Source organism: Luteimonas sp. MJ250, from assembly GCF_039548455.1.
In the GTDB taxonomy this organism is placed as follows: Bacteria; Pseudomonadota; Gammaproteobacteria; order Xanthomonadales; family Xanthomonadaceae; genus Luteimonas.
Genome location: NZ_JBCLVB010000005.1, coordinates 1 through 26,069, shown reverse-complemented (window position 1 = coordinate 26,069; position 26,069 = coordinate 1). Strand labels below are relative to the sequence as shown.

25 protein-coding genes and 1 pseudogene are annotated in these 26,069 nt (G+C 71.0%); 14 read left to right on the top strand and 12 right to left on the bottom strand.

Annotated features, from left to right (window positions below):
- Window positions 1-21: 21 nt before the first annotated feature.
- The 7 genes from WCE37_RS02240 to WCE37_RS02210 form a co-directional block, all read right to left on the bottom strand.
- Window positions 22-1,389 (bottom strand): sigma-54 dependent transcriptional regulator, encoded by a 1,368-nt coding sequence (locus WCE37_RS02240; protein ID WP_343277949.1) that lies wholly within the window; start codon window positions 1,387-1,389, stop codon window positions 22-24.
- Window positions 1,390-1,495: 106 nt separating this feature from the next.
- On the bottom strand, window positions 1,496-2,857 hold the full coding sequence (locus WCE37_RS02235; protein ID WP_343277948.1) for an acetate kinase: 1,362 nt from the start codon (window positions 2,855-2,857) through the stop codon (window positions 1,496-1,498).
- Window positions 2,857-3,429, bottom strand: coding sequence for a hypothetical protein (locus WCE37_RS02230; protein WP_343277947.1), 573 nt, complete (start codon window positions 3,427-3,429; stop codon window positions 2,857-2,859). The genes WCE37_RS02235 and WCE37_RS02230 overlap by 1 nt, the downstream gene beginning before the upstream one ends.
- 2 nt (window positions 3,430-3,431) lie before the next feature.
- Complete coding sequence (locus WCE37_RS02225) at window positions 3,432-4,145, bottom strand: C39 family peptidase (protein ID WP_343277946.1); 714 nt, start codon at window positions 4,143-4,145, stop codon at window positions 3,432-3,434.
- Window positions 4,142-4,483, bottom strand: a complete 342-nt coding sequence (locus WCE37_RS02220; RefSeq protein WP_343277945.1) for a hypothetical protein — start codon at window positions 4,481-4,483, stop codon at window positions 4,142-4,144. Before WCE37_RS02220 ends, WCE37_RS02225 begins: the two co-directional genes overlap by 4 nt.
- Before the next feature lie 72 nt (window positions 4,484-4,555).
- On the bottom strand, window positions 4,556-5,473 hold the full coding sequence (locus WCE37_RS02215; RefSeq protein WP_343277944.1) for a hypothetical protein: 918 nt from the start codon (window positions 5,471-5,473) through the stop codon (window positions 4,556-4,558).
- A gap of 393 nt (window positions 5,474-5,866) precedes the next feature.
- Window positions 5,867-6,355 (bottom strand): copper chaperone PCu(A)C, encoded by a 489-nt coding sequence (locus tag WCE37_RS02210; RefSeq protein WP_343277943.1) that lies wholly within the window; start codon window positions 6,353-6,355, stop codon window positions 5,867-5,869.
- A 43-nt stretch (window positions 6,356-6,398) separates the two neighbouring features.
- Between WCE37_RS02210 and WCE37_RS02205 the strand changes: the two genes are divergently transcribed.
- A complete protein-coding gene (locus tag WCE37_RS02205) occupies window positions 6,399-7,157 on the top strand; it encodes an enoyl-CoA hydratase/isomerase family protein (RefSeq protein ID WP_343277942.1) in 759 nt (252 codons plus the stop codon).
- 72 nt (window positions 7,158-7,229) lie between these two features.
- Here WCE37_RS02205 and WCE37_RS02200 read toward each other — a convergent pair whose 3' ends face one another.
- The 3 genes and pseudogenes from WCE37_RS02200 to WCE37_RS02190 form a co-directional block, all read right to left on the bottom strand.
- Window positions 7,230-8,090: a sulfurtransferase gene (locus WCE37_RS02200; protein WP_343277941.1), complete on the bottom strand. Its 861-nt coding sequence runs from the start codon at window positions 8,088-8,090 to the stop codon at window positions 7,230-7,232.
- Window positions 8,087-8,907, bottom strand: a pseudogene (locus WCE37_RS02195) (NUDIX domain-containing protein). Before WCE37_RS02195 ends, WCE37_RS02200 begins: the two are co-directional and overlap by 4 nt.
- A 130-nt stretch (window positions 8,908-9,037) precedes the next feature.
- Window positions 9,038-9,748 carry an FKBP-type peptidyl-prolyl cis-trans isomerase N-terminal domain-containing protein gene (locus WCE37_RS02190; protein ID WP_343277940.1) on the bottom strand — a complete coding sequence of 237 codons (711 nt, stop codon included), beginning with the start codon at window positions 9,746-9,748 and terminating at the stop codon, window positions 9,038-9,040.
- Between the two features lie 174 nt (window positions 9,749-9,922).
- Here WCE37_RS02190 and WCE37_RS02185 point away from each other — a divergent pair, with 174 nt between their 5' ends.
- From WCE37_RS02185 to nth, 3 genes are read left to right on the top strand one after another with little or no spacing between them, the layout of a single operon-like run.
- Window positions 9,923-10,702, top strand: coding sequence for an enoyl-CoA hydratase-related protein (locus WCE37_RS02185; protein WP_343277939.1), 780 nt, complete (start codon window positions 9,923-9,925; stop codon window positions 10,700-10,702).
- Between the two features lie 8 nt (window positions 10,703-10,710).
- Window positions 10,711-11,241, top strand: coding sequence for a hypothetical protein (locus WCE37_RS02180; RefSeq protein WP_343277938.1), 531 nt, complete (start codon window positions 10,711-10,713; stop codon window positions 11,239-11,241).
- 29 nt (window positions 11,242-11,270) lie between these two features.
- Window positions 11,271-11,957, top strand: a complete 687-nt coding sequence (gene nth / locus WCE37_RS02175) for an endonuclease III (RefSeq protein WP_343278006.1) — start codon at window positions 11,271-11,273, stop codon at window positions 11,955-11,957.
- A 21-nt stretch (window positions 11,958-11,978) separates the two neighbouring features.
- Here nth and WCE37_RS02170 read toward each other — a convergent pair whose 3' ends face one another.
- Window positions 11,979-12,665: a TonB family protein gene (locus WCE37_RS02170; RefSeq protein ID WP_343277937.1), complete on the bottom strand. Its 687-nt coding sequence runs from the start codon at window positions 12,663-12,665 to the stop codon at window positions 11,979-11,981.
- 135 nt (window positions 12,666-12,800) lie between these two features.
- The gene (locus WCE37_RS02165) at window positions 12,801-13,652 is read right to left on the bottom strand and encodes a 2OG-Fe(II) oxygenase (RefSeq protein ID WP_343278005.1); all 852 of its coding nucleotides are present in this window, start codon (window positions 13,650-13,652) and stop codon (window positions 12,801-12,803) included.
- Between the two features lie 265 nt (window positions 13,653-13,917).
- On the opposite strand from WCE37_RS02165, the gene WCE37_RS02160 reads away from it, so the two are divergent.
- The 10 genes from WCE37_RS02160 (at window position 13,918) to gspJ (ending at window position 25,932) form a co-directional block, all read left to right on the top strand.
- The gene (locus WCE37_RS02160; protein ID WP_343277936.1) at window positions 13,918-15,435 is read left to right on the top strand and encodes a hypothetical protein; all 1,518 of its coding nucleotides are present in this window, start codon (window positions 13,918-13,920) and stop codon (window positions 15,433-15,435) included.
- 88 nt (window positions 15,436-15,523) lie between these two features.
- Window positions 15,524-18,256 carry a TonB-dependent receptor gene (locus WCE37_RS02155; RefSeq protein ID WP_343277935.1) on the top strand — a complete coding sequence of 911 codons (2,733 nt, stop codon included), beginning with the start codon at window positions 15,524-15,526 and terminating at the stop codon, window positions 18,254-18,256.
- Window positions 18,257-18,441: 185 nt separating this feature from the next.
- Entirely contained in the window at window positions 18,442-19,287 is an 846-nt protein-coding gene (locus tag WCE37_RS02150; RefSeq protein WP_343277934.1) for a type II secretion system protein N, read from the top strand.
- Window positions 19,284-21,293 carry a type II secretion system secretin GspD gene (gspD, locus tag WCE37_RS02145; protein ID WP_343277933.1) on the top strand — a complete coding sequence of 670 codons (2,010 nt, stop codon included), beginning with the start codon at window positions 19,284-19,286 and terminating at the stop codon, window positions 21,291-21,293. The genes WCE37_RS02150 and gspD overlap by 4 nt, the downstream gene beginning before the upstream one ends.
- Window positions 21,290-22,783, top strand: coding sequence for an ATPase, T2SS/T4P/T4SS family (locus WCE37_RS02140; RefSeq protein ID WP_343277932.1), 1,494 nt, complete (start codon window positions 21,290-21,292; stop codon window positions 22,781-22,783). Before gspD ends, WCE37_RS02140 begins: the two co-directional genes overlap by 4 nt.
- Window positions 22,770-23,975 (top strand): type II secretion system inner membrane protein GspF, encoded by a 1,206-nt coding sequence (gene gspF, locus WCE37_RS02135; RefSeq protein ID WP_343277931.1) that lies wholly within the window; start codon window positions 22,770-22,772, stop codon window positions 23,973-23,975. Before WCE37_RS02140 ends, gspF begins: the two co-directional genes overlap by 14 nt.
- A gap of 10 nt (window positions 23,976-23,985) precedes the next feature.
- Window positions 23,986-24,453: a type II secretion system major pseudopilin GspG gene (gene gspG, locus WCE37_RS02130; protein WP_343253590.1), complete on the top strand. Its 468-nt coding sequence runs from the start codon at window positions 23,986-23,988 to the stop codon at window positions 24,451-24,453.
- A gap of 9 nt (window positions 24,454-24,462) precedes the next feature.
- Window positions 24,463-24,915 carry a GspH/FimT family pseudopilin gene (locus WCE37_RS02125; protein WP_343277930.1) on the top strand — a complete coding sequence of 151 codons (453 nt, stop codon included), beginning with the start codon at window positions 24,463-24,465 and terminating at the stop codon, window positions 24,913-24,915.
- The gene (gene gspI, locus WCE37_RS02120) at window positions 24,899-25,279 is read left to right on the top strand and encodes a type II secretion system minor pseudopilin GspI (protein ID WP_343277929.1); all 381 of its coding nucleotides are present in this window, start codon (window positions 24,899-24,901) and stop codon (window positions 25,277-25,279) included. Before WCE37_RS02125 ends, gspI begins: the two co-directional genes overlap by 17 nt.
- 59 nt (window positions 25,280-25,338) lie before the next feature.
- A complete protein-coding gene (gene gspJ, locus WCE37_RS02115) occupies window positions 25,339-25,932 on the top strand; it encodes a type II secretion system minor pseudopilin GspJ (protein WP_343277928.1) in 594 nt (197 codons plus the stop codon).
- Window positions 25,933-26,069 lie beyond the last annotated feature (137 nt).

Below are 26,069 nucleotides of genomic sequence, written 5' to 3'. Positions count from 1 at the left end.
CCCCTGCAGGCGCGGCAGCGCTCAGGCCGTGCCGGCTTCGTCCGCGCCCCCACGCAGGCCATGGCGATTCATCAGCCTGTACAGCGTGACCCGCGAAATCCCGAGATCGCGCGCCGCCGCCTGAAGGTGGCCGCCGTTGCGGACCAGGGCACGCTCGATCGCCACCCGCTCGCCCTCCAGGCGCGCTTCGCCCAGGGTCTGCAGGCTCACGCCGGCATCGTGCAGGCGCAGGTCGCGGGCGGTGATGCGCGCCCCCTCGGCCATCACCACCGCCTGGCGCACGCGATTGACCAGCTCGCGGACGTTGCCGGGCCAGGGATGGTCGTGCAGCGCACGCAGGGCGTCACGGGTGAAGCCGCGCACCCGGCTGCCACCCTCTCCTGCGTGCCGCGCAAGCGCCCAGACCGCGAGCAGCGCGATGTCGCTCCCACGCTGGCGCAGGGGCGGCATCTGCAGTTCGATCACGCGCAGGCGGTGATACAGGTCCTCGCGAAAGCGCCCCTTCTCCACCGCGGACTCCAGGTCGACATGGGTCGCACAGATGATGCGTGCGTCCACGCCGATGTCCTCGTGGCCGCCCAGGCGCTGGATCGTGCCCTGCTCCAGGAAGCGCAGCAGCGAGGCCTGTGATTCCAGCGGCAGGTCCCCGATCTCGTCGAGGAACAGCGTGCCGCCGTCGGCATGTTCGAAGCGCCCGCGCTTGCGCTGGCTGGCGCCGCTGAATGCACCGCGTTCGAAGCCGAACAGCTCGGACTGCACCAGGCTTTCGGGGATCGCGCCGCAGTTGATCACCACCAGCGGCGCACCGTGCCGTTCGGAATGGCGATGGATCGCCGCTGCCGCGAGCTCCTTGCCGGTGCCGGTCTCGCCACCGATGCAGACCGGGGCCGCGGTCATCGCCGCCCGCTGCAGCTGGCGGTAGAGGGCGTGCATCACCGGGCTGTCGCCGATCATGCCGTCGGGCGTCGGGACCGGACGCAGTCCGACGCGGCTGCAATCCTCCAGCCGCGCCATGCCACAGGCGTGGCCGAGCACGGTCGCCAGCAGGAGGCCGTCGCAGGGCAGCACCACGTAGTCGTGGCAGTGGTCGCGGACCAGCTGGCGCACCGGGTCCAATCGCACCTGCCCAGAGGCAAGGCCGGCCACCCAGCCCCGGCCACCCCGGGCGAGCACGTCACCGATGCGCTGCAGTAAAGCCGGCGAAGGGGGGTCGCATCCCCTGAGATCAAGCAGGCCGGCCGGCCAGGCATCCGCGCCATCGGCGTCGGAAGCCGGGATCGCACCTGCCCGGGGCACCATCAGCGGCCGCCAGCCGCAGGCCTCCAGGCCTTCGGGCAGCGCCTCGACCAGCGCGCGTTCGGCCAGGACCCAGTGGATGAATTCCCGCACTCCTGTGCACGCCGGCATGTATCCAGTGCTGCACCCGCCCCCTTTCGGATGGCCTCCTGTCTCCCGTCCAACCAGGCCAACGCGGCCGGCGACAACAAGCGGACACTCAGAACCGGATCGGAAGCCGCGCCACCAGGCTGACGTCGGGCGTATCCCGGGTCATGCCCGCGCCCAGCGCGATGTTGAAGCTGGTGCGATCGCTGATGCGGTAGGTTCCTCCGAGCATCAGCGTGCCCAGCACCACGCGTACCGAGCCCGGCATGTCGCTGCCGTTCTGGCGCGAGCGGGCCACCATGCTGTGGTCGTAGCCGATGCTGATCGAGGCGCGGTCGTTGAGCGCCAGGCCCATGCCGAGGTTGAAGCCGAAGATGTCGCCGGCATCGATCTCGCCCAGGTACTCCGTGGTTGTCTGCGGGAAGCCGTCGGGCGCGCCCGTGAGCGTGGTCCGCGAGACGTCGTCACGGGCGAAATTGTGCAGGTAGCTGAGGCTGCCGAAAAACACCACCGGGTCGGACGCGTACATCCAGGTCACGCCCGGCTGCAGCGAGGCGAAGCCGCTGCCCGTCGGCAGCTCCAGCGGCAGGCCGGTGCCGGTGGCGTTGGCGACGCAGCGGGTGACGCAGTCGGTGGTGACTTCGAACAGGTCCTTGCCGGTGCGCGCCTTGTAGCGCAGCCAGACCACGTAGAACGGCCGGTCCGCGCCCTTGTTGGGCAGCTGGTAGCGCGCGGTCAGCTCCACGTCGCCGAGCCCGCTGCCGTCGGCGCTGAACACGCTGTCCTGCGCGGCGCCGGTGAAGATTTCGCGGCTGACCGTGTCGCCGCGGATGTGCATGTACGGCACCTTGAGTTCGATCTCGAAGCGGTTGCCGATGCCATAGCGTGCGGCCAGCGCCGCCGTCACGCTGGTGGTCTTGACCTGGCGCACGTCGATCAGGCCGATCAGGATGGCCGGAATGACGGTATAGCCGATCAGCGCGACGCGGTCATTGGAGTAGTAGCCGGTCTGCAGCGACGGCTCCAGGATCAGCGTCCCCGCCGGAGTCAGCACGCCGGGCTGGTCGAAGATCCGGGCGACTTCGGGCGGCCGGGTGGACTCTTCGGGCGCCTGCCCCACCGGCAGCTGGCCGCCTGCATCCTGCCCGGCCTCCTGCGCAACCGACAGGGCCAGTGCAGGCACCCCCGGCCGCATGGAGGCGGCGTCGGTCGCACCACCGCGAGCGCGCAGCGCATCCAGCCGCCAGGCGTCGACACCGGCCTTGTCATCCCAGTCGGCGCGCTGTTCCTGCACGTAGTGGCGCAAGGCCTCGATCTGCCGCGCCTGTTCTTCCAGCCTGGCTTCCAGCGCGCTGATGCGCGCTTCGCCGTCCGCCGCCGGTCTCGCCGGCGCAGGCTGCGCATGCGCGGTGTGCTGGACCATCAGCGCCGCAGCCAGCAGCGCGATCGTCGCTCCCCTTCCCCGGGCGCGCATCACGGCGTCCCCGGCGCACCGAGGCCCGCAAGCCCCAGCGCATCCGTGAAGTTCACCGCCTGCAGCAGTCCAAGCGCGTTGCTGCCCGCATCGACGGTCGTCAGCACGCGGATCTGCGCGCCGTCGAGGGTATTCTGCAGCACCAGGCCAACACCGGCGCCGCCGTCGTGGACATTGCCGGCGCCGACCTGCACCAGTTGCAGCTGCTGCAGCTGCGCAAGTTCACGCGCCTGCAGACCGGTCATGTTGGCGACGTCCGGGACATCGATGCGTACCGACGCCACCAGCTCGCCGTTCACCCAGGCCAGGCGTTCGAATCCGAACGAGACCACCAGGCCCGACGGCAGTGCGAAGCCGCCGCGCATCGCATCCAGCCGGGCCGCGGCCAGCGGCATCCAGCCGGCCGGCGGCATCGCGTCTTGCGCTTCGGCGGGGAACGGCATCGCCGGCACGCCGGCCGCATCGGCCGCATCGGCCGCATCCGCCGGCCGCGGCCAGCCGACGGCCGCCAGGGCAAGCAGCGACGTGACCAGCAGCTGCCAACCCAGGCGTCTCGCATTCGGAATCTTCATGGTCAGATGTCCCCGGGTCCGCGACGGTGCATGACCACGTCCTGCAAGCCCTGGCGCTGGACGGCGGTGGCCAGCGGCGCCAGTGGCGCCAGCCGCCAGTCGCGCGGATCGTTGAAGGCCGCAGACTCGCGGCGGTTATGGACCACGAACAACACCCGGTTGTCCCACAAGCGATCGAACTCGCGACGCGGCAGCAGGCGTGTCCCCCGCGCCGGATCGCCGACCAGCACGCGCCCTGCGCGCATGCCCTTGACCACCACGAAGTGCCGGTAGCCGCGATCGTTGAGCAGGACGATCGCCGGCAGCTCCTCCTCGATCAGCCGGTCCAGCGGAACCTCGAAGCCATCGGCCACGTAGCCCTGCGCCTCGAGGTAGGCACGCATGTCCAGGAGGGAAAAGCCCTGGCGGCGGATCCGCGCCTGGTCGCCACGTTCGTACATGTGCCGGAACACCTCGGTCTCGCCGACCGCGTGCCCGTACTGGAAGGTCAACAGGGTGGCGACCGCCGCCGATCCACAGCTGAAGTCATGCTGCTGCGGCACGGTCGTGCGGTAGCGCGCCGCCTTCAGGCTGGCCACCGGCACCGCATAGCTTCCACCGAAGGGCACCCGCACGTCAGCCGGCACGCCCTGTGCCGCGCAGGGCACGGCGGCCTGCCAGCCCAGGCAAGCCACCGCCGCGAGGCAGGCAGGCAGTCCGGCGCGACCGGCACTCACGGCCCGGACCCGCCGAACTGCACGTTCACCGCGGTGCCGTTCTGGATCAGCACGTTGGCGCCGCTGTTCTGGATCACCGTTGAAATCCCCGCGGCGTTGCCAAAAGCGCCACCGCCGACGATGTTCGAGCCGCCGACTGTGCCGATGGCGGTGTTGCCCTCGACGTTGCCGCTGTTGTCGACATCGACGATGACCAGGCTCGTCGACTCGCCGCCGCGCAGGGTGCCCAGCATGCTGCCGGCCACGGCCTGTCCGAAGCCATCGACCGCCGCCGGGCCATCGGCCGGGGATGCCAGCGCGAGCGCGCCGGCGATGAGTGGAATCACGATCGCAGGCATGGTCGATCCTCCTTGCCAGAGGGGTGAGGCGCCGCGGACCTGCCGCGTCCGCGGCGCACGCCCGTGCCCTGACTAGGGGCCGCCCACGCTGAGGTTGGCCTGCACGGTCACGCCCTGCTGAATCAGCGAGGACGCACCGCTGTTCTGCGCCATCACCATCACCCCGGCCGCGGCGTTGGCCGAGCCGTCCATCGAGTTGGACATGTCGAAGGCGCCGCCATGGGCCCAGCTGGTGCCGCCGCTGCCGCCGGCGCCGCCCGCCCCATCGCCACCGCTCGCGGCGCCGCCCGCCCCATCGCCACCACGACCGCCGTTGCCGGCCGTTGCGAAGGCATCGCCACTGCTGCCGGAATTGTCGGCGCTGGTGTCGCCACCGGCCGAGGTGCCGTCCACCGATGCCGTGCTGTCGCCGGAGGTGGCGGTGGCCTCGGACGTCGCGTCCGGGATTCCGTCGCCGGCGCTGTCGCCGTCGGCACTGGCGTCGGCACCGGAATCCGAACCGGCGAGGCCAAGGGCCGCGGCCAGGCTGGACGCGTCCGCATCGCCGCCGCGCAGGCTTCCGGCCGCCGCATCGCCGCCGTCGCCGCCGCTGCCCCCGGCGCCTTCGCCACCCAGCGCCATGCCGCCCAGGCCCGCTCCACCATCACCACCGTCGGCTCCACCGGCGTTGGTTGCGATGTTGCCCAGGACCACCACGCTGTTGCCGGTCACGGTGCCGCTGAGGTTGGTCTCGGCCATCGCCGAGCTGCTGTTGAACGAACTGGCAATGGTGGTGCTGGCAGTACTGTTGTTGTTCGCCGACGCGTTCGACAGGCCGAGGCCTGCCGCGCTGCCGGCGTTGTCGCGGTCGGCGCCGGTGCTGTTGTCCTCGGAATTGCTGGCGTTGTTGTCGCCGGGGCCGGCTTCGGTCTGGTCCTGCGCCCATGCCTGGGCGGACAGGCCCGCACCGAGCAACACGGCCACGGCCAACATGCTTTTGCGGATATGCATGGTCGTTCTCCTTGGGGGAATGTCGCGCCGGGGTACGTAGGGGGAGGTGCCGTACACCGGTGCGACCCGCCTCCACGCATGTTCGATGCCAAACGCGCAGCGACGCATGCAAGCCCTTGATCAAAAGGGATTTTTTATGGAATCGACGGCACAGTCCGGTGCCGGGAGGCGGCTGTCGCGCGCACAGCGCCGAAAAACGTTGCAGGCGTGCAACGTACTTGCGCCGTGTGGCGCCACGACGCACGGCTTCACGCACGCGGGCACCCGCAGGGACGCAGCCGCACGGCGCCGCCGCCGGCGCACGACGCCGGTCCGCAGGGATGTTTCATTTTCGACAATCGCCGACCGGCGAGGTGGCGGCCGGCTACCGCGGGAACGCGCCAGGCGCGTCCTTCAGCGCGCGTTGGCGGCGCGCACCTCGAAGTCGGCGCCGATGCTGCGGCCGTCGGCCAGGGTGAACTCGACGCGCGCCGAGCCACCGGTCTGCAGCGGCGCCACCGGACGCATCAGCATCAGGTGCAGGCCGCCCGGCTGCAGTACCGCTTCGCCGTCCGCGGCCAGGAACAAGCGAGGCACTTCCCGCATCCTGCTGACGCCATCGACAACCCGGGTTTCATGCAGCTCGACGCTTGCGAACGCGTCGCTGTGCGCGCTGACGATTTCGACACCGGTCGCGCACGGATTCTCGATACGGGCGAAGCCCGCCATCATCGGCATCGGCATCGGCGGCGAACGCAGCCAGCCTTCGACCACGCGCGGGGCGCAGGCGTCGGGATCGGCGGCGGTTTCGGAGTCATTGCCAACAGGGCTGGACGCGAACGCGCCTGCGGTCGCTGCACACAGCAGCACGGCGGGAACCAGAGTACGAAGGAGACCGGGCATGCACCTATCATAGCCCTCCACTCCGGCGCGGACCCGACGACGCATGACAGCACTCATCGAAACCATCGGCCACGGCGCGATCACCGAACTCAGGCTCGCGCGCGCTCCCGTCAACGCGCTGGACCCCGACCTCTGCCGCACGCTGGCGGCAGCCGTGACCACAGCCGTCGATGCCGGCGCGCAGGGCCTGGTGCTGTCGGGCGGTGAAAAGGTCTTCTCCGCCGGGCTCGACGTGCCCCACCTCATGTCGCTGCAGTCGCGCGAAGCTCTGGGCGCGGCCTGGACCGGCTTCCTCGACGCCGCGCGCACGCTGGCAGCATCAAAGGTGCCCGTGGCCGCGGCGATCACCGGCCACTCTCCGGCCGGCGGCTGCGTGCTCGCACTGTGCTGCGACTACCGGGTGATGGCCGAAGGGCCGTTCCGCATCGGCCTCAACGAAACCCAGGTCGGCCTGGTCGCGCCCGACGGCATCCAGCACCTGATGCGCCGCGTGGTCGGCACGCATCGCGCAGAGCGCCTGCTGGTGGGCGGCGAACTGGTCGAAAGCGCGCGTGCGTACGAGATCGGACTGGTGGACGAGCTCGCCGCTCCAGGCGAGGTGGTGGCGCGCGCCCGCGCCTGGCTGGAGGCGCTGCTGGCGCTGCCGCGGCGGCCGGTGCTGCACACCCGCGCGATCGCGCGCGCCGACCTGCTGGCCGCGCTGGCGCCGGAGCGCATCGACATCGATACCTTCGTCGATGCCTGGAACGATCCGGACACTCAGGCCGGCCTGCGCGCACTGGTGGCGCGGCTGGGCAAATAGCGCGGGGCGGCAAGCGGCGGCGCGGCGGCGCACCGGACGCCGCGCACGCTGCGCGCGCGCCAGCGGTGCAGCTCAGTCGTTGCCGGTGGCGACCGGACGCGCCGGGTCTTCGATCCACCCGCTCCACGAGCCGGTGTACAGCCCGGCGCCATCCAGCCCGGCATGCGCCATCGCCAGCAGGTGATGGCAGGCGGTCACGCCGGAGCCGCACATCGCCACCACGCGCGCCGGGGCGTCGTTGCCCAGCAGCGCGCTGAACTCTTCGGCCAGCACGCCGCGCGGCTTGAAACGGCCGTCGACCAGATTGAGCGCGTAGGGCCTCGACGTCGCGCCGGGCACGTGTCCGGCGCGCGCGTCGATGGGCTCGATCGCGCCGCGGAAACGCTCGCCGCCACGGGCGTCAAGCAGCCGGCCACCGCCGGCAAGATGGGCTTCGACGCGCTGGCCATCAAACACCCGTCCGCGGTCGAAGGCCACCGGATACGGCGCGGTCGGCGGCACGCGCGGAATGGCGGTGTCCAGCGGCAGGCCCTCCGCGCGCCAGGCGGCCAGGCCACCGTCGAGCACCGCCACCCGGGCGTGCCCGGCCAATCGCAGCAGGCACCAGGCGCGCGCGGCGAACGCGCCGTCTGCGGCGTCATAGGCGACCACCTGGTGAGCGGGGGTGATGCCAAGCGCGGCAAGCGTGCGCCCGAACTCCGCCGCGCCGGGCCAGGGGTGGCGACCGGCGCCCGGCAAGTGCGACCCCGACAGGTCGCGGTCCAGGTGGACGTAGAGCGCACCCGGCAGGTGGCCATCGCGCCAAGCCGCCTCGCCGGCCGTGGGGTCGGCGAGCGAGAAGCGGGCGTCCAGCAGCACCAGCATCGGGTCGCCAAGACAGCCGGCCAACTCCGCGGGCGAAACCAGGGTGCTCCAGTCCGGCGTCGCATTCATGGCAGGCCTCCGGCGGCCAGCAGGCGCTGGCGCAGGTTGTAGAGGATCGACGCCGTCGCACCCCAGACGCGCTGGCCCGGTGCGGCATCGTGGCGATGGTATTCGAGCACGTGGCGCTTGCGCCCAAGGTAGTTGATCACGATGCGGTCGAGGTTCTCGGGGGCCATCAGCCACGCCAGCGGCAGGCTGAACACCTCCGCCACCTCACCCGGCCGCGGACGCGGCTCGAAGCCCGCCGGCACCCGCGCCACCACCGGCAGCACCCGGAAGCCGGAGACGGTCGCCAGCGGATCCAGATAGCCGAGCACGCGCGCATCGGCGGGCCGCAGGCCGATCTCTTCGTCGGCTTCGCGCAGCGCGGCGGCAAGCGGACCGGCATCACCCGGATCCACCCGGCCGCCGGGAAAGCTGACCTGCCCGCCGTGCTGGCGCAGCCCGTCATGGCGCCGGGTCAGAATGACGCTGGTCTCGCCTTCGCCGACCAAGGGCACCAGCACCGCGGCATCCGCCAGGGCGGCGTGTGCCGGCAGCAGATCGCTCAGTTCGTCGAGGTTCCAGGCCGGCCCGGCGGGTACCGCGCTCAGCGGACCCAGCGCGGCCTGCAGCGCGGCATCGGCGGGCATGCCGGCCATCAGCCGCGGCGCGCCTCGCGCTCCGGCAATACCGAGTCCATGAGGTGCTCGCGCTGCGCGTCGTCCATCGCCAGCCAGCCCGCGATCTCGTCGCCGGTTCGCAGGCAGCCGTCGCAGAAGCCGTTCTGATCAAGGGTACATACGCCGGTGCAGGGGCTCTGCACTGCGCGGAAGGCGGTGTTCATCGCGGTATCCGAATCGTGGCGCGGGCCCCGGACACGAACGCGCCGGCACGAGGCCGGCGCGTCCTTGGAGCAGCAGCGTGCGCGGCGGAGGCCGCGCAGCTGGACAAGGGGCGCCGTCGGCGCCCCGCGGTCACTTGACGCTGACCAGCTTGACGTCGAACACCACCGCCTGGTTGGCCATGCGGCCGGCGCGGATGTCATTGCCATAGGCCTTGTCGCCCGGCAGCACCACTTCCCAACGCGAACCGGCCGGCATCTGCAGCAGCGCCTCGCGCAGGCCGTCGAGCGGCACCTGGCTGACCTTGAGCTCGACCGGACCCGGGGTCTGGCCCTGCGGCACCTGGTTGGTGTCGATCAGCACGGTGCCGTCGGGCAGCGAGCCCTTGTACGTCAGCGCGACGTCGCTGGCCTGCGTCGGCTTGGCGCCGTTGCCGGTTTCGATCACGCGGTACTGGACGCCGCTGGCCAAGGTCTTCACGCCGGGCTTGGCCTTGTTCTGGGCAAGGAAGCTGTCGCTCGCCGCCTTGTTGGCGTCAGACACCTTCTTGAACTCGGCTTCCATCTTCGCCTGCTGGCGCTTCTGCATGTTCTCGACCGCAGTGCGCAGCTGGTCGACCGCGACCGCGGGCTCCTTCTTGCCGTAGGCATCCTGAAGCGCCTTGACGACGGTGTTGACGTCGATGGCTTCGCCGCGCCCGGTCAGCTCCGCGAGCTCTGCGCCCGTGTTGTAGCCGATCGCATAGCTGAGCTTTCCCTTCTCAGAGGTGGTGTCCTGGGCTGCGGCGGTGCCGGCAACCAGGGTGGTGGCCGCAAGGGCGATAGCGAGCAGGCGCAACTTCATTCGTGGGACTCTCCGGAATTGCCGATTGGTTGGGTCCAAGATGCGGCAGGGCGGCCTGGCCGCCCCGTCTGGACACGTTAGGATACCGGCCCCAGTGCTTAACCGCCACTGACACCGCCCACTCCGACCCCGCGCGGCGACAGAAGTTCCGCCCGGCCCGACACCGAGGATTCCATGTCCGAACTCATCCTGGCCGCCGACCACGGCGCCGTCCGCGTCCTCACCGTCAATCGCCCAGACAAGCTGAATGCGTTGAACCGGGACACGCTCGAGGCCCTGCAGCTTGCATTCGATGCCGCCGCGGCCGACGACGGTGTCCGCACCGTGGTGCTCACGGGCAGCGGCGGCAAGGCCTTCGTCGCCGGTGCGGACATCGCCGAGATGTCGGCGCTGAGTGCGGTGCAGGCGCGCGATTTCTCGCTGCTCGGCCAGCGCCTGATGCGACGCATGGAGCGCATGCCCAAGCCGGTGGTGGCGATGGTCAACGGCTTCGCGCTGGGCGGCGGGCTGGAGCTGGCGATGTGCTGCCATCTGCGCATCGCCGCGGACACCGCGAAGCTCGGCCTCCCCGAAGTCACCCTGGGCCTGCTGCCGGGCTTCGGCGGCAGCCAGCGCCTGCTGCGCCTGTCGGGCCGCGCCGCGGCGCTCGAACTCACCCTGCTCGGTGCACCGGTGGATGCGGCGCGCGCCTTGCACCTGGGGATCGTCAACCGCGTGGTGCCGGCTGCGGAGCTCGAAGCCGAAACCATGGCGCTGGCCGCGAAGCTGGCCGGCAACGCGCCGCTGGCGATGCGCGGGATCCTCGATGCGATCCATGTCGGCGGCGAGTGCGCGATCGACGACGGCCTGGAATACGAGAGCGCGCAGTTCGGCCTCGCCTTCTCCACCGACGACGCGCGCGAAGGCATGGGCGCGTTCCTCGAGCGCCGCAAGCCGGCGTTCGCCGGCCGCTGAGCCGACGCATGCCCGGGCGTGACGCCACCCGCGACCTCGATGGCCATGGCGGCCGCACCGGTCCCACCGGCCACCCCGGCCCGGTCGAACACGGTGCCGGCGCGGATGCGCCGGATGCCGTGCAGGCCCGGCGCCTCTGCGACATGCTGTGCGAAGACCGGCTGGACGCAGCGATCGATGGCGGCCTGGCGCGCTTCCAGCCGCTGCCCGGCCTCGATGCCGCTTGCAACGCCATGCTGTCGACCGCCCGCGACCGGCTGCTGACGGCGTGGGCGGCGCGCGATCGGCATCGCGCCCGCGATGCACGCCTCGAACGCATCGCCACGGAGCGGCTGCGCGCCCGCAGCGGGCCGGCGGCAGACAGCTCGACCACCGGGACTGGCACGGATCAGGCCGCAGCCGCCGCCGACGGCGCGGCCAAGCCCGCCACCGGCCAGGGAGCCGGCACGCCGTCCCCACCCTCCCGCCCTGCACTGCCCGCCGCCGCGGCCGCGGCGCTGGCACGCGCCAGGGCGCGCGCCGCGGGGACAACGCCTTGAGCGCCTTTCCCGAGCGGCGCGGCCGGATCATGCCCAACGCCGACGTGCGCGAGATGTTCGCGCGCCTGTCCGCGCTGAACCCGAAGCCGGTCACCGAGCTCGAGTACGCCTCGCCGTATGAACTGCTGGTTGCGGTGACCCTGTCGGCCCAGTCCACCGATGTCGGCGTCAACAAGGCCACGCGGCGCCTGTTCCCGGTCGCCAACACGCCCGCGGCCATCGCCGCACTCGGCGAGGACGGGCTGAAGCGCTACATCAGCACCATCGGCCTGTACAACGCCAAGGCCGCCAACGTGGTCGCGATGGCGAAGCTGTTGATCGAACGCCATGGCGGCGAAGTGCCGCGCACGCGCGCTGAGCTGGAAGCGCTGCCGGGCGTGGGCCGCAAGACCGCCAACGTGGTGCTCAACACCGCCTTCGGCGAACCGGTGATGGCCGTTGATACCCATATATTCCGCGTCTCCAACCGCACCGGCCTGGCCCACGGCAGGAACGTCCGCGCGGTGGAGGACCGGCTGCTGAAGCGGGTGCCGGCGGACTACCTGCTGGACGCCCACCACTGGCTGATCCTGCACGGCCGCTACGTGTGCAAGGCGCGGCGCCCGGAGTGCGGACCCTGCGTCATCCGCGACCTGTGCACGTTTCCCGACAAGACGCCTGTTGACGTCACCGCAGCCATCGGCACGCCTGCGGACGAGGCGACGCCCGGCGTCTGAGCGCCGGGTGTCGCACCGGCCTCAGCGCGCCGCCGTCCAGGTCACGGTGACGTTGGGCTGCAGCGGCAGCACCGTCTTGCTGGAGAAGCGCTGCGCATCGGGACCGGTCCAGCTGCAGGCCGAAGCCGACGACCAGGGGCCGAGGTAGCACACCGGCCACAGCAGCGTGGACGCCACCGCCTCGCCGCCGACCTGCTCGCTCGAGAACCGCCACTGGCGCGACGCTTCCGCCGCGGCATCGGCCATCGCGCGCGAGACGGTGCCGGTGGCGGCGTGCACGTCGGCATCCTTCACCGAACCGTCGGCGGCGACCTCCAGCCGCAGCACCACCATGCCCTCGTTGCCGGCGAGCTGGTCGCGCATCGGGTATTCGGGTGGTGTCATCGCCGCCAGCGCCGGCCCGGTGGTGGCGGATATCACTTCGTGGCCACCGCCAGCGGCCTCGTCGACCACGACACGGAGGAAGGTGCGCGAAGCGCCGTCGGCCGCGCCGGAGTTGAACACCCAGTCGCGGATCTCCGCGGCCAGGGCGGACGTGGTGGGGCCGGGCGCACTGCCGTGAGGCTCGAGGCTTGCGATGCGGCCGTCGGCGTCGAGCTCGACCGCGTAGGTGTAGACCTGCTGGGTCGACTGTGGCGCGGTGTCGGCCGCGGTGGCGGCGAACGGAAGGGCCACGGAGAAGAGAAGGGGGATCGCGATCCGCTGCATGTCGGTGCTCCTGCGCACGAAGCGCCTGTAGGTGATGCAGTGATCACACTACGCGCGGCGCTGCGTTGGGTTACACCTCGATGACAAAGCATCTTTCGATTGATGAGCGGTGCAAATATTCCGACAAGCGGTCGGTCACCGGTGCGGCCCGACTCGCAGCCACTTGGTCGCCACCCACTTTTCGCCCTCGATCACCGGTGCGCCGCCATGCAGGCTGCCGGTCATCGGATGCGGTCGATCGTAGGCGAAGAACACCGCGTTGCCCTTGACCGCCGCGACTTCAAAGCGGGCGTCGGGAAACGTGGTCGCACCACCGCAAGCGGGCGTATTGAGGTACATGACGATCGACGCCACGCGCTGGCCGCCACGCGACAGCGCCACGTGCGCGCCGGGGCGGTCGGGATCGAAATAGTCGTAGTGCGGCCTGTACTGCGCACCCGGGCCATAGCGCAGCAACTGCAGCCCTTCGCCGTTCTCGAGCGGCCAGTCGACCAGGGCCGCCAGGCGGCGTTCGATGCGCGCACAGAGCGCATTCTCGCCGCGGCTGAAGAACGTGCCTTCGCTGCTCCGCGCCTCGTGCGACTCGTCGGCGCCCGTGTCCGGGTTGAACACCGCCGAGGGGCGCAGGCGCTGCCGCCCCATCTCCACCAGGGCGTCGCACTCCGCATCCGAGAGCACGCTGCCGAACACCACCACGCGCGGATGCAGCATGTTCGCCAGCACCGGCACGCGCCGGTCCCCGGCATCGATCAACGACGGACCGTTCATCACGATCGGCGCGGGCACCCGTTCCGGCGGCGGCAGGTCGTTCGCGCGCGCATGGGCGTCGAGGTGCCCGCGCATCGCATCCTCGAGCGCGGCGACGGCATCGTCCTCCCCCCAGCCACGCGCGACCATCGAGGCGACCACGTCCTCTGGCGACGCGCCCGACTGCACCTGTCCCAGCAGCCACTGCAGCAGCGCGTGATCGATCACCGGTGTTTCCATGGTCATGCCCGTGAGGAATCGCCGGGTGAAGCAGACACCGGACACATGACCGCGCGATGACAGCTGTCTTCCGGATGTCATGCGATTGCCATGCGTGACCACTCGCCGCCGTGCGACTTGTCCCTGAAAGAAAGCTGTAACCGGACGCCTCTAGCCTTCATTTCCGATTCATCCGGAACGCAGCGGACGCCGCCCATCCAGGGGCGAGCAAGGGCCGCGGTTCCATCGCTGCGTTCGCAGTCCATTCCTCCCGGAGACCCACCCGATGTCCATGCGCCATAGTTCCAAGGCCCTCCTCATGACCTTTGGCGCGGTGCTCGCGCTCAGTGCCTGCGGTGGCGGTGCCGACCGCGTCGCTTCGCCCGGTGAAGGCGCATTCCCGCCGCCGCCGACCACTCCGCCGCCTCCGCCGCCTCCGCCGCCGACCACTCCACCGCCTCCGCCGCCGCCGACCAGTGGTCCGGCCGAGAACTGCCCGGAGGGCTTCAGGAACATCGGCACCATCGCCGACTTCCGCGCCTGCGAACTGCCGGAGCGGATCATCGGTGAACTCACGGTCCCGAAGGCTGCCGGCACCGTCTACGCCATCAATGGTGCCGTCCACGTCGGCGAGGACATGGGTGGCGACCCGGCCGCTCCGAGGGCCGGTGCGCGCGAAGGCATCCTCAACATCGAGCCGGGCGTGACCGTGTACGCCTCCGCCGGCCCCGACGCCCTGGTCGTCAACCGCGGCTCGAAGATCTATGCGCTCGGCACCGCCGAGGAGCCGATCATCCTGACCGCGAAGATCGACGTCGAAGGCAATGCCGACGCCGAGACCGACGGTCGCTGGGGCGGCCTGGTGCTCGCCGGCCGTGCGCCGGTCAACACCTGCATCGGCGACTTCGAGCCGGGCAGCGCAGCTTGCGAGACCAGGATCGAGGGCGGTGACCTCGGCATGTACGGCGGCAACTCGACCACCGACAACTCCGGCACCGTGCAGTACATGCAGATCAAGTACTCCGGCTTCGCCTTCTCCGGTGGCAACGAGCTCCAGGGCCTGACCATGGGCGGCGTCGGCAGCGGCACCACCATCGAGTACGTGCAGGTCCACAACAGCTCCGACGACGGCATCGAGATCTTCGGCGGCTCGGTCAACGCCCGGCGCATCGTGATCACCGGCGCCAGCGATGACAGCCTCGACATCGACTCCGGCTGGAACGGCGGCGTGCAGTTCGGCGTGGTGGTCCAGCGCGACAGCACCGGCGACAACATGAACGAGTGGTCGGGCACCAACAGCAGCAATCCGCTTCCGCTGACGGACGCCCAGTACTCGAACCCGCAGGTCGCGAACTTCACCTACGTCGGCCGCGCCGGTGGCAGCAGCGGCAACGGCTCGGGCTTCACCGTCAACCTCGGCAGCCGCGCCGAGATCTACAACACCGTGGTCACCCGCAAGGCCGGCGGCACGGGCAAGGGCCTGACCTGCCTGAGCATCGAGCAGGTGCCGGAGCGCGGCAGCACCGCAGTCCTCGAGTCGGTCTTCTTCGCCTGCCCGAACAACTTCAACAACGCAGACGCGGAAGCCGCCTTCACTGCCGGCACCAACACCGTTGCGGGCAATTCGACCCTGACCGGCGTGTTCGTCAACGGCGCCAACGAAAGCGCCGTACCGGCAGTCGCGAACCTGGCGAGCAAGCACAGCTTCTTCGAGCAGGTCGACTACATCGGTGGCGTGAAGGATTCGAGCGACACCTGGTGGCAGGGCTGGACCTGCGGCCTGACGGCCGACGCGTCCTGCTGATCGGGCCCGTCGCTGCAACAAGGGGCGGCCCGCACGGCCGCCCCTCCCCATGCCCGGCCCCGTAAACCGCACAGCCCAAGGTCACTTTATGAAGCGCATTCCGTCACGCAGCGTCCTCTTCGTCGCGATCACCACTCTCATCGCATGCCAGGGCGCGTGGGCCCGGCAGCCTGAAGCGCCCGGCGGCCAGTCCGTGGTGCCGTCCCAGGCCACGATCGTGCAGGCCACGATCGCCCAGTCGGCTGCCACGGCCGCCCAGCCGACGCCGGCGGGGCCGGTCCAGCTCGACGCCGTCGAGGTGCGTGGCGAATACATTCCCGAGCCGATGCTGCAGACCGCCGAGGTCGCATCGTTCGTCCAGCGCGAAGACTTCGAACGCACCGGCGACGCCGACGCGGCCGCCGCCCTGCAGCGCGTGTCCGGCGTGAGCATCGTCGGCGACAAGTTCGTCTACGTCCGCGGCCTGGGCGAGCGCTACTCCTCGGCGCTGTTCAACGGTTCCCCGCTGCCCAGCCCCGAACCCATGCAGCGCGTGGTGCCCCTGGACCTGTTCCCGGCCGAAGTGCTGCAGGGCATGACCGTGCAGAAGACCTATTCGGTCAAGTATCCCGGCGAGTTCGGCGGCGGCGTGATCGACCTGCAGTCGCTCAACATCCCCGATGCGCCTTTCTTCAAGCTCAGCGTGGGCGGTGGCTTCAACGACAACACCACCATGGAGAAGGGCCTGACCTATTACGGCGGTGGCGACGACGACTTCTGGGGCTACGACGACGGCACCCGCAAGATCCCGCGCGCGCTCCAGGACGCCATCGGCACCGGCAAGCGGGTCGACCGCAACAACTTCAGCAACGAGGAACTCGCGACGATCGGCCGCAGCCTCGAAAACGCCAGCGTCAACGTGCTGCAGGAAAACGACAGCATCGACCCGGACGTCAACTTCGGCTTCAGCGCCGGCTGGTCCGCCGACATGGGCGACGACGCCCGCATCGGCTTCGTCGCCGTGGCCGGCTTCGAAAACGAGTGGCGCACCATCTTCGGCGACCAGGAGCAGGGCGTATTCCTCGGTCCCGACCTGGAAACGCTTGCCTACGGCAACGACTACGAGTTCCTTTCCACCCGCAACAACGCCCGCGTCAACGCGCTGCTCGGCGCCGGCTACGAGTGGGGGAACAACAGGATCAACCTCACCACCCTGTACGTGCACGACACGCTCAAGGAAGCCCGCAGCCGCGCCGGCATGGACTACATCAGCAACTACGGCTACCGCAGGGACGACACCCGCTGGTTCGAGCGCGAGATGATCAACAACCAGATCAGCGGCTCGCACGAGTTCGGCGAGTACGGCGACCTCAAGGTCGAGTGGCGCGCGGCCTGGGCACAGGCGAAGCGTGACGTCCCCTACGAGAAGATGATCGGCTTCCGCGACGAAGGCGATGGCTACTGGGCCTACTCGGTGGGCAACCAGGAGAACTACACCCGCTTCAGCCAGGTCGACGACGAGGTCGCCAGCGGCGGCGTCGACGTCACCTGGCGGCTGCCGATCGAGCGCGACGTGACGCTGAGCGGCGGTGCTTCGTACATGGACAACGACCGCAACGCCTGGTCGCGGGAGTTCAGGTACTTCGCCGGTGACGGCCCCGGCAACGGCGCCACCCTGCCCCACTACTTCCCGTACCAGCGCCCCGACTACCTGTTCTCCGACTACAACCTGAGCCAGGGCTGGCTGCGGCTGGAGGAAACCACCGGCCTCTCCGGCCAGGCCGCCTACGACGCCACGCTCAAGGTGCTCGGCACCTACCTGCAGGTCGACGGCGAAATCACCCCCAGGCTGCGCGGCACCCTCGGCGTACGCTACGAGGACGCGACACAGGCGGTGCACCCGTACGACATCTATACCGGTGTCCGCAGCGGCGCCCTGGCACCGCTGAAAAACGACTACGTCCTGCCCGCGCTCACCCTGACCTGGAACGTCGCGGAGAACCGCCAGGTCCGCTTCGGTGCCTCGCAGACCATCGCCCGGCCACAGTTCCGCGAGCTCTCGCCGCAGCTGTACACCGACCCCGAGAAGGATCGCCAGCTCTACGGCAACCCCTACCTGGTCGACAGCGAGCTGACCAACCTCGACGCCCGCTACGAGTGGTTTTTCGGCTCGGGCGAGTACTTCACCGCCGGCCTGTTCCACAAGCAGATCGACAAGCCGATCGAATCGATCATGTTCACCGGCGGTGGCGACGAGCTCTGGCAGACCTTCGTCAACGCGCCCGAGGCCACCGTGTACGGCGCCGAGCTGGAGTTCAAGAAGTACTTCGACCCCGGCATCGCCGCGGACTGGTGGGACGGCAATCGCCTCTACCTGGCCACCAACTACACCTGGACGGACTCCGAGGTGACCGCGGGCGCGAACGATACGGTCGCCCTGGACGGCGGCAGCGGCACCACGCAGCCCGCACGCAGCCTGATCCTTGACGGCAGCCGGATGCAGGGCCAGTCGGAGCACATCGCCAACCTGCAGTTCGGCATCGAGAACACCGCGAAGGACCTGCAGGCCACGCTGATCGCCAACTACGTCAGCGAGCGCATCTCGGCGCGCGGCAACAACCTGCGCCAGGACGTCATGGAAGATCCAGGCCTGACGCTGGACCTCGTCCTGCGCAAGACCATGCGCTTCGGCGAAACGCCGGTGACCCTGGGCTTCGCGGCGCGCAACATCCTCGACACCGAGTACGACGAGTACATCGAGGGCGGCGGCGGCCGGAAAATCCACGTCCTGCGCTACGACCCGGGCGTGTCCTGGTCGTTCAGCGTCTCGACCGAGTTCTGACGAACCCCCTTCCCCCCGCCTGCGGGGGAAGATGCCCAGAGGGCAGATGGAGGCAACGCGCGGGAGTGTCCGGCCAGGGTGCTCCCGGCAAAACGACACGGATGTGTCAGCTGCAACAAGCCTGTCACGAAAGCTTCGCATGCTGTCGCGAGGGCGCAGCATCCTGCGCCACGACGTCCTTGCCCGTGCCCGCATTCCACTCCCTTCCCGACTTTCGCACCGCCCTTGACCGCTACCGCAGGCCCGATGACCTGCGGCGGACCGTTGAAGTCGCCATCGTCGTGCTGCTGGCCTTCCAGGCAGCGCGCCTGGCCTGGCTGCTGCTGCCGCCCGCCCCGCTGGGCGCGCCCGTGATCGACGCTGCAACGGTCATCCGCGAGCAGCCCGGGCGCCTGGCCATCGACGCCTTCTACCCCGACCACGGTGCGGCCATCGCCGCCAGCGCCAACGCCTCCGGCCTGCGCCTGTTCGCGGTCCGCCCCGCTCCGGCGGGTGGCAGCGCGATCATCGCCATGCGTGAAGGCCCGCAGCGCTCCTACACCACCGGGGAAGCGGTGGCACCTGGCGTGACCCTGGCCGCGGTGCAAGCCGACCACGTGGTACTCGACAGCCGCGGGCGCCGCAGCGAACTCCGCTTCACGAAGCCCGACGCACGCCCCGCGCCAACCCGCCCGACAGCGGCGCAGGCAGCCCCGCCACTCGCGCACACGGCACCGACATCCGCGGCGGCCGCGGACACAGCCGACGCGGCGATCGACCCGGCGCAGCTGCTCGCCCAGATGGGCCTTCGTCCGGACGAAACCGATGGCCGGATCACCGGCTACACCGTGATCCCGCGCGGCGATGGCGCCGTGCTGCGCCAGGCGGGACTGCAGGCAGGCGACGTGCTGCTGTCGGTGAACAACGAGGCACTGGACGCCGAACGCTACGCAGAGCTCGCCAACAGCCTCTCCGGCGCGTCCTCGATCTCCCTCACCTACCGGCGCGACGGCCAGATCCGCAGCGCGACCCTGCAGGCCAAGACACCGTGAAACAGCGACTCCTCGCCGCCGCACTTGCCCTTGCGCTGCTTGCGCACCCGGCTCCCTTCGCCTTCGCCCAGGCCACCGCCGGCGTGAGCGCGCAGGACGCCGACATCCGCGCCTTCATCCAGGACGTCGCACGCGCCACCGGCACCACCTTCATCATCGATCCGGCGGTGCAGGGCAGCGTCAGCATCACCCGCGACGTGGCCATGGACGAGGCCGAACTGCTGGGCGTGCTGCTGGCGGTGCTGCGCGCCAACGGCCTGGTGGCGGTGAGCGCGGGGCCGGGCGCCTACCGGGTGGTGTCCGACACCGCCGCGGCGCAGCTGCCCGGCGGCGGCAGCGGCTCGGCGTTCACCACCCAGGTGCTGCCGCTGTCGACGGTCGACGCCCGCATTGCCGCCGAAACGCTCAAGCCGCTGATCGGCCGCGGCGGCGTGGTGGTGCCAACGCCGCAGGGCAACGCGCTGCTGATCGCCGACTACGCAGACAACATCCGCCGCATCCGCGGCCTGGTGGCGCAGATCGACAGCGACACCGCCGGCATCGACACCGTGACCCTGCGCAACAGCTCGGCGCGCGAAGTGGCGGCCACGGTCAACCAGCTGTTCGGCGGCGGCGAGGGCCGCGGCGGGCAGCTGTCGATCCAGCCGGTGGAGGGCAGCAATTCGATCGTGGTCCGCGGCGCGCCGACCGCGGTGCAGCGCGTGGTGCAGACCATCCTCGATCTCGACCGCCGCGCCGAGCGCACCGGCGGCGTGCGCGTGGTGCGCCTGCAGCACGCGAGCGCGGAACAGCTGCTGCCGGTGCTGCAGCAGCTGGTGGGACAGACGCCGGAAGGCGAGGACGGTGCCGGCAGCGTGGCCGCCAGCGCCGCCGCGGCAACCGAAGCCGGCGCGGCCCAGGTGATCTCGGCCGTGCCGGGCAAGCGCCCGACCATCGTCCGCTACCCGGGCGCCAACTCGCTGATCATCAACGCCGATCCTGAAACCCAGCGCCTGCTGGTGGACGTGATCACCCAGCTCGACGTCCGCCGCGAGCAGGTGCTGGTCGAGGCGATCGTGGTCGAGATCTCCGACAACGCCGCGCGCCGACTTGGCGCGCAGCTGCTCATCGCCGGCAAGGAAGGCAGCAACATCCCCTTCCTCGCCACCCAGCATCCCGGCGCCGGCGCCGGGATCATGCCGCTGGCCGGAGGCTGGTACGCGGAGCAGCAGCGCCGCGATGGCAACGACGACGACGGCGTGCTCGACCTCGCCCGCCAGGCCGCGGTGCAGTCGCTGCTGGGCATCAACGGCGCGCTCGGCGGCATCGCCGGCAGCAACGACAACGCCACCTTCGGCCTGATCATCGATGCGGTGAACAGCGACACGGCGTCGAACCTGCTGTCGACGCCGTCGATCCTGACGCTGGACAACGAAGAGGCGCGGATCCTGGTCGGCCAGGAAGTGCCGACCACCAGCGGCGAGGTGCTGGGCGACAACAACTCGAACCCTTTCCGAACCATCGAGCGCCAGGACGTGGGCATCCAGCTCGAGGTCACGCCGCAGATCAACGCCGGCGGCGGGGTCACGCTGACCCTGCGCCAGGAGGTGTCCTCGATCGCCGGACCGGTGAGCGACAACTTCTCCGAACTGGTGCTCAACAAGCGCGAAGTCGAGACCCGGGTGCTGGTGGACGACGGCGAGATCGTCGCGCTCGGCGGCCTGCTCGACCAGAGCGACCGCAACACGCTGTCGAAAGTGCCGCTGCTGGGCGACATCCCGATCGTCGGCCACCTGTTCCGGCACCGGTCGCGCTCGCGCGACAAGACCAACCTGATGGTGTTCATCCGCCCGACCATCGTTCGCAGCACGGCGGATGCGCAAGCGATGAGCGCCGGCCGCTACGGCTACATGCGCGGCCAGCTGCCGGTGATGGGCGAGCGCGAGAACGCGCTCGACGAACTGGTGCGCGACTACCTGCTCACCGTGCCGCCGTCGCTCCCCGCGTCCGACGGCGCGGCCCGGTGAGCGCATCCCTGCCCGCGTTCAACTACGCCTTCGCCAAGCACCAGGGCGTGGTGCTGCTGGGCGTGGACGACACCGGCGCGCGTGCGCGCGTGGGCCTGCGCGAGGATGCCGATCCTGCGGCGCTGCTGGAGGCGCGGCGCAGCCTCGGCGTCGAGCTCGAGGTCGAAGTGCTGCCGCGCACCGCCTTCGACCGCCGCCTGTCCGAGCTCTACGCCGACGCCGCGCTCGCCGGCGGCGACGACTTCGACCTGCCCGGCGACCTCGACGCCCTGGCCGGCGACATCCCCGCCACCGCCGACCTGCTCGACGCGCAGGACGACGCGCCGGTGATCCGCCTGATCAACGGCCTGATCGCCGAAGCCGCGCGCATCGGCGCCTCCGACGTGCACATCGAATCCTTCGAATCCGCGCTGGTGGTGCGCCTGCGCGTGGACGGCGTGATGCGCGAGGCGCTGCGCCTGCCGGGGCGCATCGCGCCGCTGCTGGTGTCGCGCGTCAAGGTCATGGCGCGCCTGGACATCGCCGAGAAGCGGCTGCCGCAGGACGGCCGCATCGGCCTGAGCATGGGCAGCAAGGCGCTGGACGTGCGCGTGTCCACCCTGCCCGCGCGCGGCGGCGAGCGCGTGGTGATGCGCATCCTCGACAAGGACCAGGGCACGCTGACGCTCGACGGCCTGGGTCTGGAGCCGCCTGTGCGCGCGGCGCTGGAGCGCGCGCTGCGCGTGCCCAACGGCATCATCCTCGTGACCGGCCCCACCGGCGCCGGCAAGACCACCAGCCTGTACGCCGCGCTGGCCGCGCTCAACGACGGCCGCCGCAACATCCTCACCGTCGAGGACCCGGTGGAGTACGCGATCGACGGGGTCGGCCAGACCCAGGTCAACGCGCGCGTCGGCATGAGCTTCGCCGCCGGCCTGCGCGCGATCCTGCGCCAGGACCCGGACGTGGTGATGGTCGGCGAGGTGCGCGACCCCGAAACCGCGCAGATCGCGGTGCAAGCCAGCCTGACCGGCCACCTGGTGCTGTCGACGGTGCATACCAACGACGCACCCGGCGCAGTGACCCGGCTGCGCGACATGGGCGTTGAATCCTTCCTGCTGGCGTCGAGCCTGCGCCTGGTGCTGGCGCAGCGCCTGCTGCGGCGGCTGTGCAAGGCCTGCCGCCAGCCGCTGGTCGATGATCCGGCAGCCGTGCGGCTGCTCGGCCCGGCCGCGGCCGGCGCCACCCTTTACCGCGCCGCCGGCTGTGCGCAGTGCAGCCACAGCGGCTATGCCGGGCGCCTGGGCATCCACGAGGCGCTCGAGATCGATGAACCGATGCGCCAGCTGATCGGCGCCGGTGCCGACGAGGACGCGCTGGCGGCACAGGCCTTCACCACCGCCGGCCGCCTCGGCGACGCCGCGCGCAGCGCCGTGCTGCGCGGCGACACCACGCTCGAGGAAGCCATGCGCGTCACCCGCCAGGAGCTGCAGGACCATGGCGGCGTTTGAGTACTCCGCGCTCGACGTCCAGGGGCGCAGCCGCGAGGGCGTGCTCGACGCCGGCAATGCGGCGGAAGCGCGGCGCCTGCTTGAAGGCCGGCGCCTGCTGCCGGTGCGGGTCGAGCCCGCCACCGAACGCGCGGGGAACACGCCGCGCCGTGGCGGCCGCTTCAGCGCCAAGGACCTGACCCTCCTTACCCGCCAGCTCGCCACCCTGGTGGCGGTGGCGCCGCTGGAAGAGGCCTTGCGCACGATCGGCAGCCAGTCCGAACGCGCGCCGGTGCGTCGCGTGGTGATGGCCACCCACGCCCGCGTGGTCGAAGGCTTTCGCCTGTCCGACGCCATGGCGCGCGAACCCCGCGCGTTCCCCCCGCTGTACCGGGCCATGGTCGCCGCCGGCGAAGGCACCGGCGCCCTGCCCGCGATCCTCGAACGCCTGGCCGACCTGCACGAGCGCGACCAGCAGGTGCGCGGCAAGCTGGTGTCGACCCTGGTCTACCCTGCGGCGCTGGCGGTGACCGCGGTGCTGGTGGTGGTCGCACTGATGGTCTTCGTGGTGCCCAAGGTGGTCGAGCAGTTCGAGTCGATGGGCCGCGAGCTGCCGCTGCTGACCCGCATCGTGATCGGCATCTCCGAGCTGCTCGCGACCTGGTGGCTGCCGATCCTGGCGCTGCTCGCCGCGCTTGCAGCCAGTGCGGTGCGGATGCTCCGCCGGCCCGCCGTCCGCCGCCGCTTCGACGCCGCCCTGCTGCGCCTGCCGCTGCTCGGCCGCATCCTGCGCGACGTCCACGCCGCGCGCATGGCGCGCACCCTGGCCACGATGTCCGAGAGTGGCCTGCCCTTGATCGAGGGCCTGGCGATCACCGCGCGCACCGTCGGCAACACCGTGCTGCGCGAAGCCACCGGACAGATGGTGGAAGTCATCCGCGAGGGCGGCAGCCTGTCGAACGCGATGAAGCGCGCGGCGGTGTTCCCGCCGACCCTGCTGTACATGGCCACCAGCGGCGAGGACAGCGGACGCCTGGCCCCGATGCTCGACCGCGCGGCTGACTACCTGGAACGCCAGTTCAACACCTTCACCACGGCGGCGATGAGCCTGCTCGAACCCCTGATCATCATCGTGCTTGGCGCGGCGGTGGCGGTGATCGTGCTCGCCATCCTGCTGCCGATCCTGCAATTCAACGCCCTCGTGGCGGGCTGACGGAGGCCCCATGCAAAGTCGCTACACACGCACTTCCATCCATCCCGGCAGCGGCGCCCGCCATCGCGCCGCCGGCTTCACCCTGGTCGAACTGATGGTCGCGATCGTGATCATCGGCCTGCTGTCGACGGTGGTGATGATCAACGTGATGCCCAGCCAGGACCGGGCCATGGCCGAGAAGGCCCGCGCCGACATCTCGGTGCTGGAGCAGGCGCTGGAAACCTACCGCCTGGACAACCTCGCCTATCCCTCGACGCCGCAGGGCCTGGATGCCCTGCTTGACGCGCCCGCCGGGCTGGCGCGCCCCGAGCGCTACCGCAAGGGCGGCTACATCCGCCGCTTGCCCGAGGATCCCTGGGGCAACGCCTACCGCTACCGCCAGCCGGGCCGCAGCGGCGGCTTCGACGTGTTCTCCCTCGGCGCCGACGGGGCCGAGGGCGGCGAAGGCGACGCCGCCGACATCGGCAACTGGCGCTGAGGCCAGGCCATGTTGCGCGCGCGCGGGTTCACCCTGGTCGAGCTGATGGTGGTGCTGCTGGTCATCGGCCTGGCCGGTGCGGCCGTGACGCTGACGCTGCCCTCCGCGGACGACGCGCTGGCGAAGGAGGCGGACGCCTTTGCCGCGCGCCTGGGCCACGCCCGCGACGAGGCGATCCTCGGCATGCGCACGGTGGAGGTCCGGGTGACGGCGGATGGCTACGCATTCTCGCGCCGGCGCTTCGATGGCTGGCAGCCGCTCGACGGTCGCGCCTTTGCCGGCGTGGACTGGGCGCCGGGCACGCAGCCGCGGCTTCCGCGGCGCGATGCCGGGGTTTCGTTCCGCTTCGACCCCACCGGCGCGACCACGCCGCAGAGCCTGGTGCTGCTGCGCGAAGGGCGACAGGCGCACGTGGCGGTGGGCGGTGGCGGCGAGGTGGAGATCGATGGCACCGCCCGCTGATCCCCGCGCCGCCGGCTTCTCGCTGATCGAGATGCTGGTGGCGCTCGCGGTGTTCGCGCTGGCCGTGCTCGGCCTGCTCAACCTCGCCGGCGAAAGCACGCGGACCGCGGTTGCCATCGAGGAGCGGGTGCTGGCCGCGGTGGTCGCCGACAACGTCGCCGTGGACGCGGCCACGCTCGACCTGCGCGCGCTCGCCGGCGACGCCGCGGGCAGCGAAGAGGCCGGCGGCCTGGCCTGGCGCTGGAGCCGCCGCACCACGCCGACCGCCGACCCGGCGCTGCTGCGCGTCGACATCAGCGTGTCGCCGCCCGGCGGGCAGCGCGTGGCCGCCGAGGTGTCGCTGTTCCGGAGCGTGCCGCAGTGAGCCATGTCGCCCCGCGAGGATGCGCGCGTCCCGCCAGTGCGTGCCCGGCCGCCAGCGCCATGCGCGGGCACCGCGGCTTCACCCTGCTCGAGGTGGTGGTTTCGCTGGCGCTGTTCGGCCTGATCGCCGCCGCCGGCGTCGCCGCCATGGCCTACACGGTCGACAGCCAGGGCGTGCTGCGTGCGCGCATGGACCGGCTGGGCGAGTTCCAGCGCGCGCGTGCGCTGCTGCGCGCCGACCTCTCGCAGGCCGCGCTGCGGATGGTACGGCGCGCCGATGGCAGCAACGCGCGCGACGCCTTCATCGGCGGCCGTCCGGGCGAGGCGGGACCGCTGTTCGCCTTCGTCCGTCGCGGCCTGGAGAACCCGGACGGCAGCCCGCGCTCATCGCTGGAATACGTCGAATACCGCATCGTCGACGGCCGCCTGGAGCGCAGCGCGCGCGCGGCCGTGGACGGCGCCACCCCACCATCGCCGCGGGTGTTGATCGACGGCGTTTCCGCCGCGCGCGTGGCCTATCTTTCCGACGGCCACTGGAACGACGGCTGGCACGGCGGCACCACCAGCCTGCCGGCGGCGATCGAACTGGAGCTCGAGCTCGACGCCATAGGCGGCGTGCGCCAGCGCTTCCTGCTTCCGGGGACCGGGCAGTGAGCCATTCCGGCCGCCACCGGCCCGGGGGGGGGGGGGGGGGGGGGGGGGGGGGGGGGGGGGGGGGGGGGGGGGGGGGGGGGGGGGGGGGGGGGGGGGGGGGGGGGGGGGGGGGGGGGGGGGGGGGGGGGGGGGGGGGG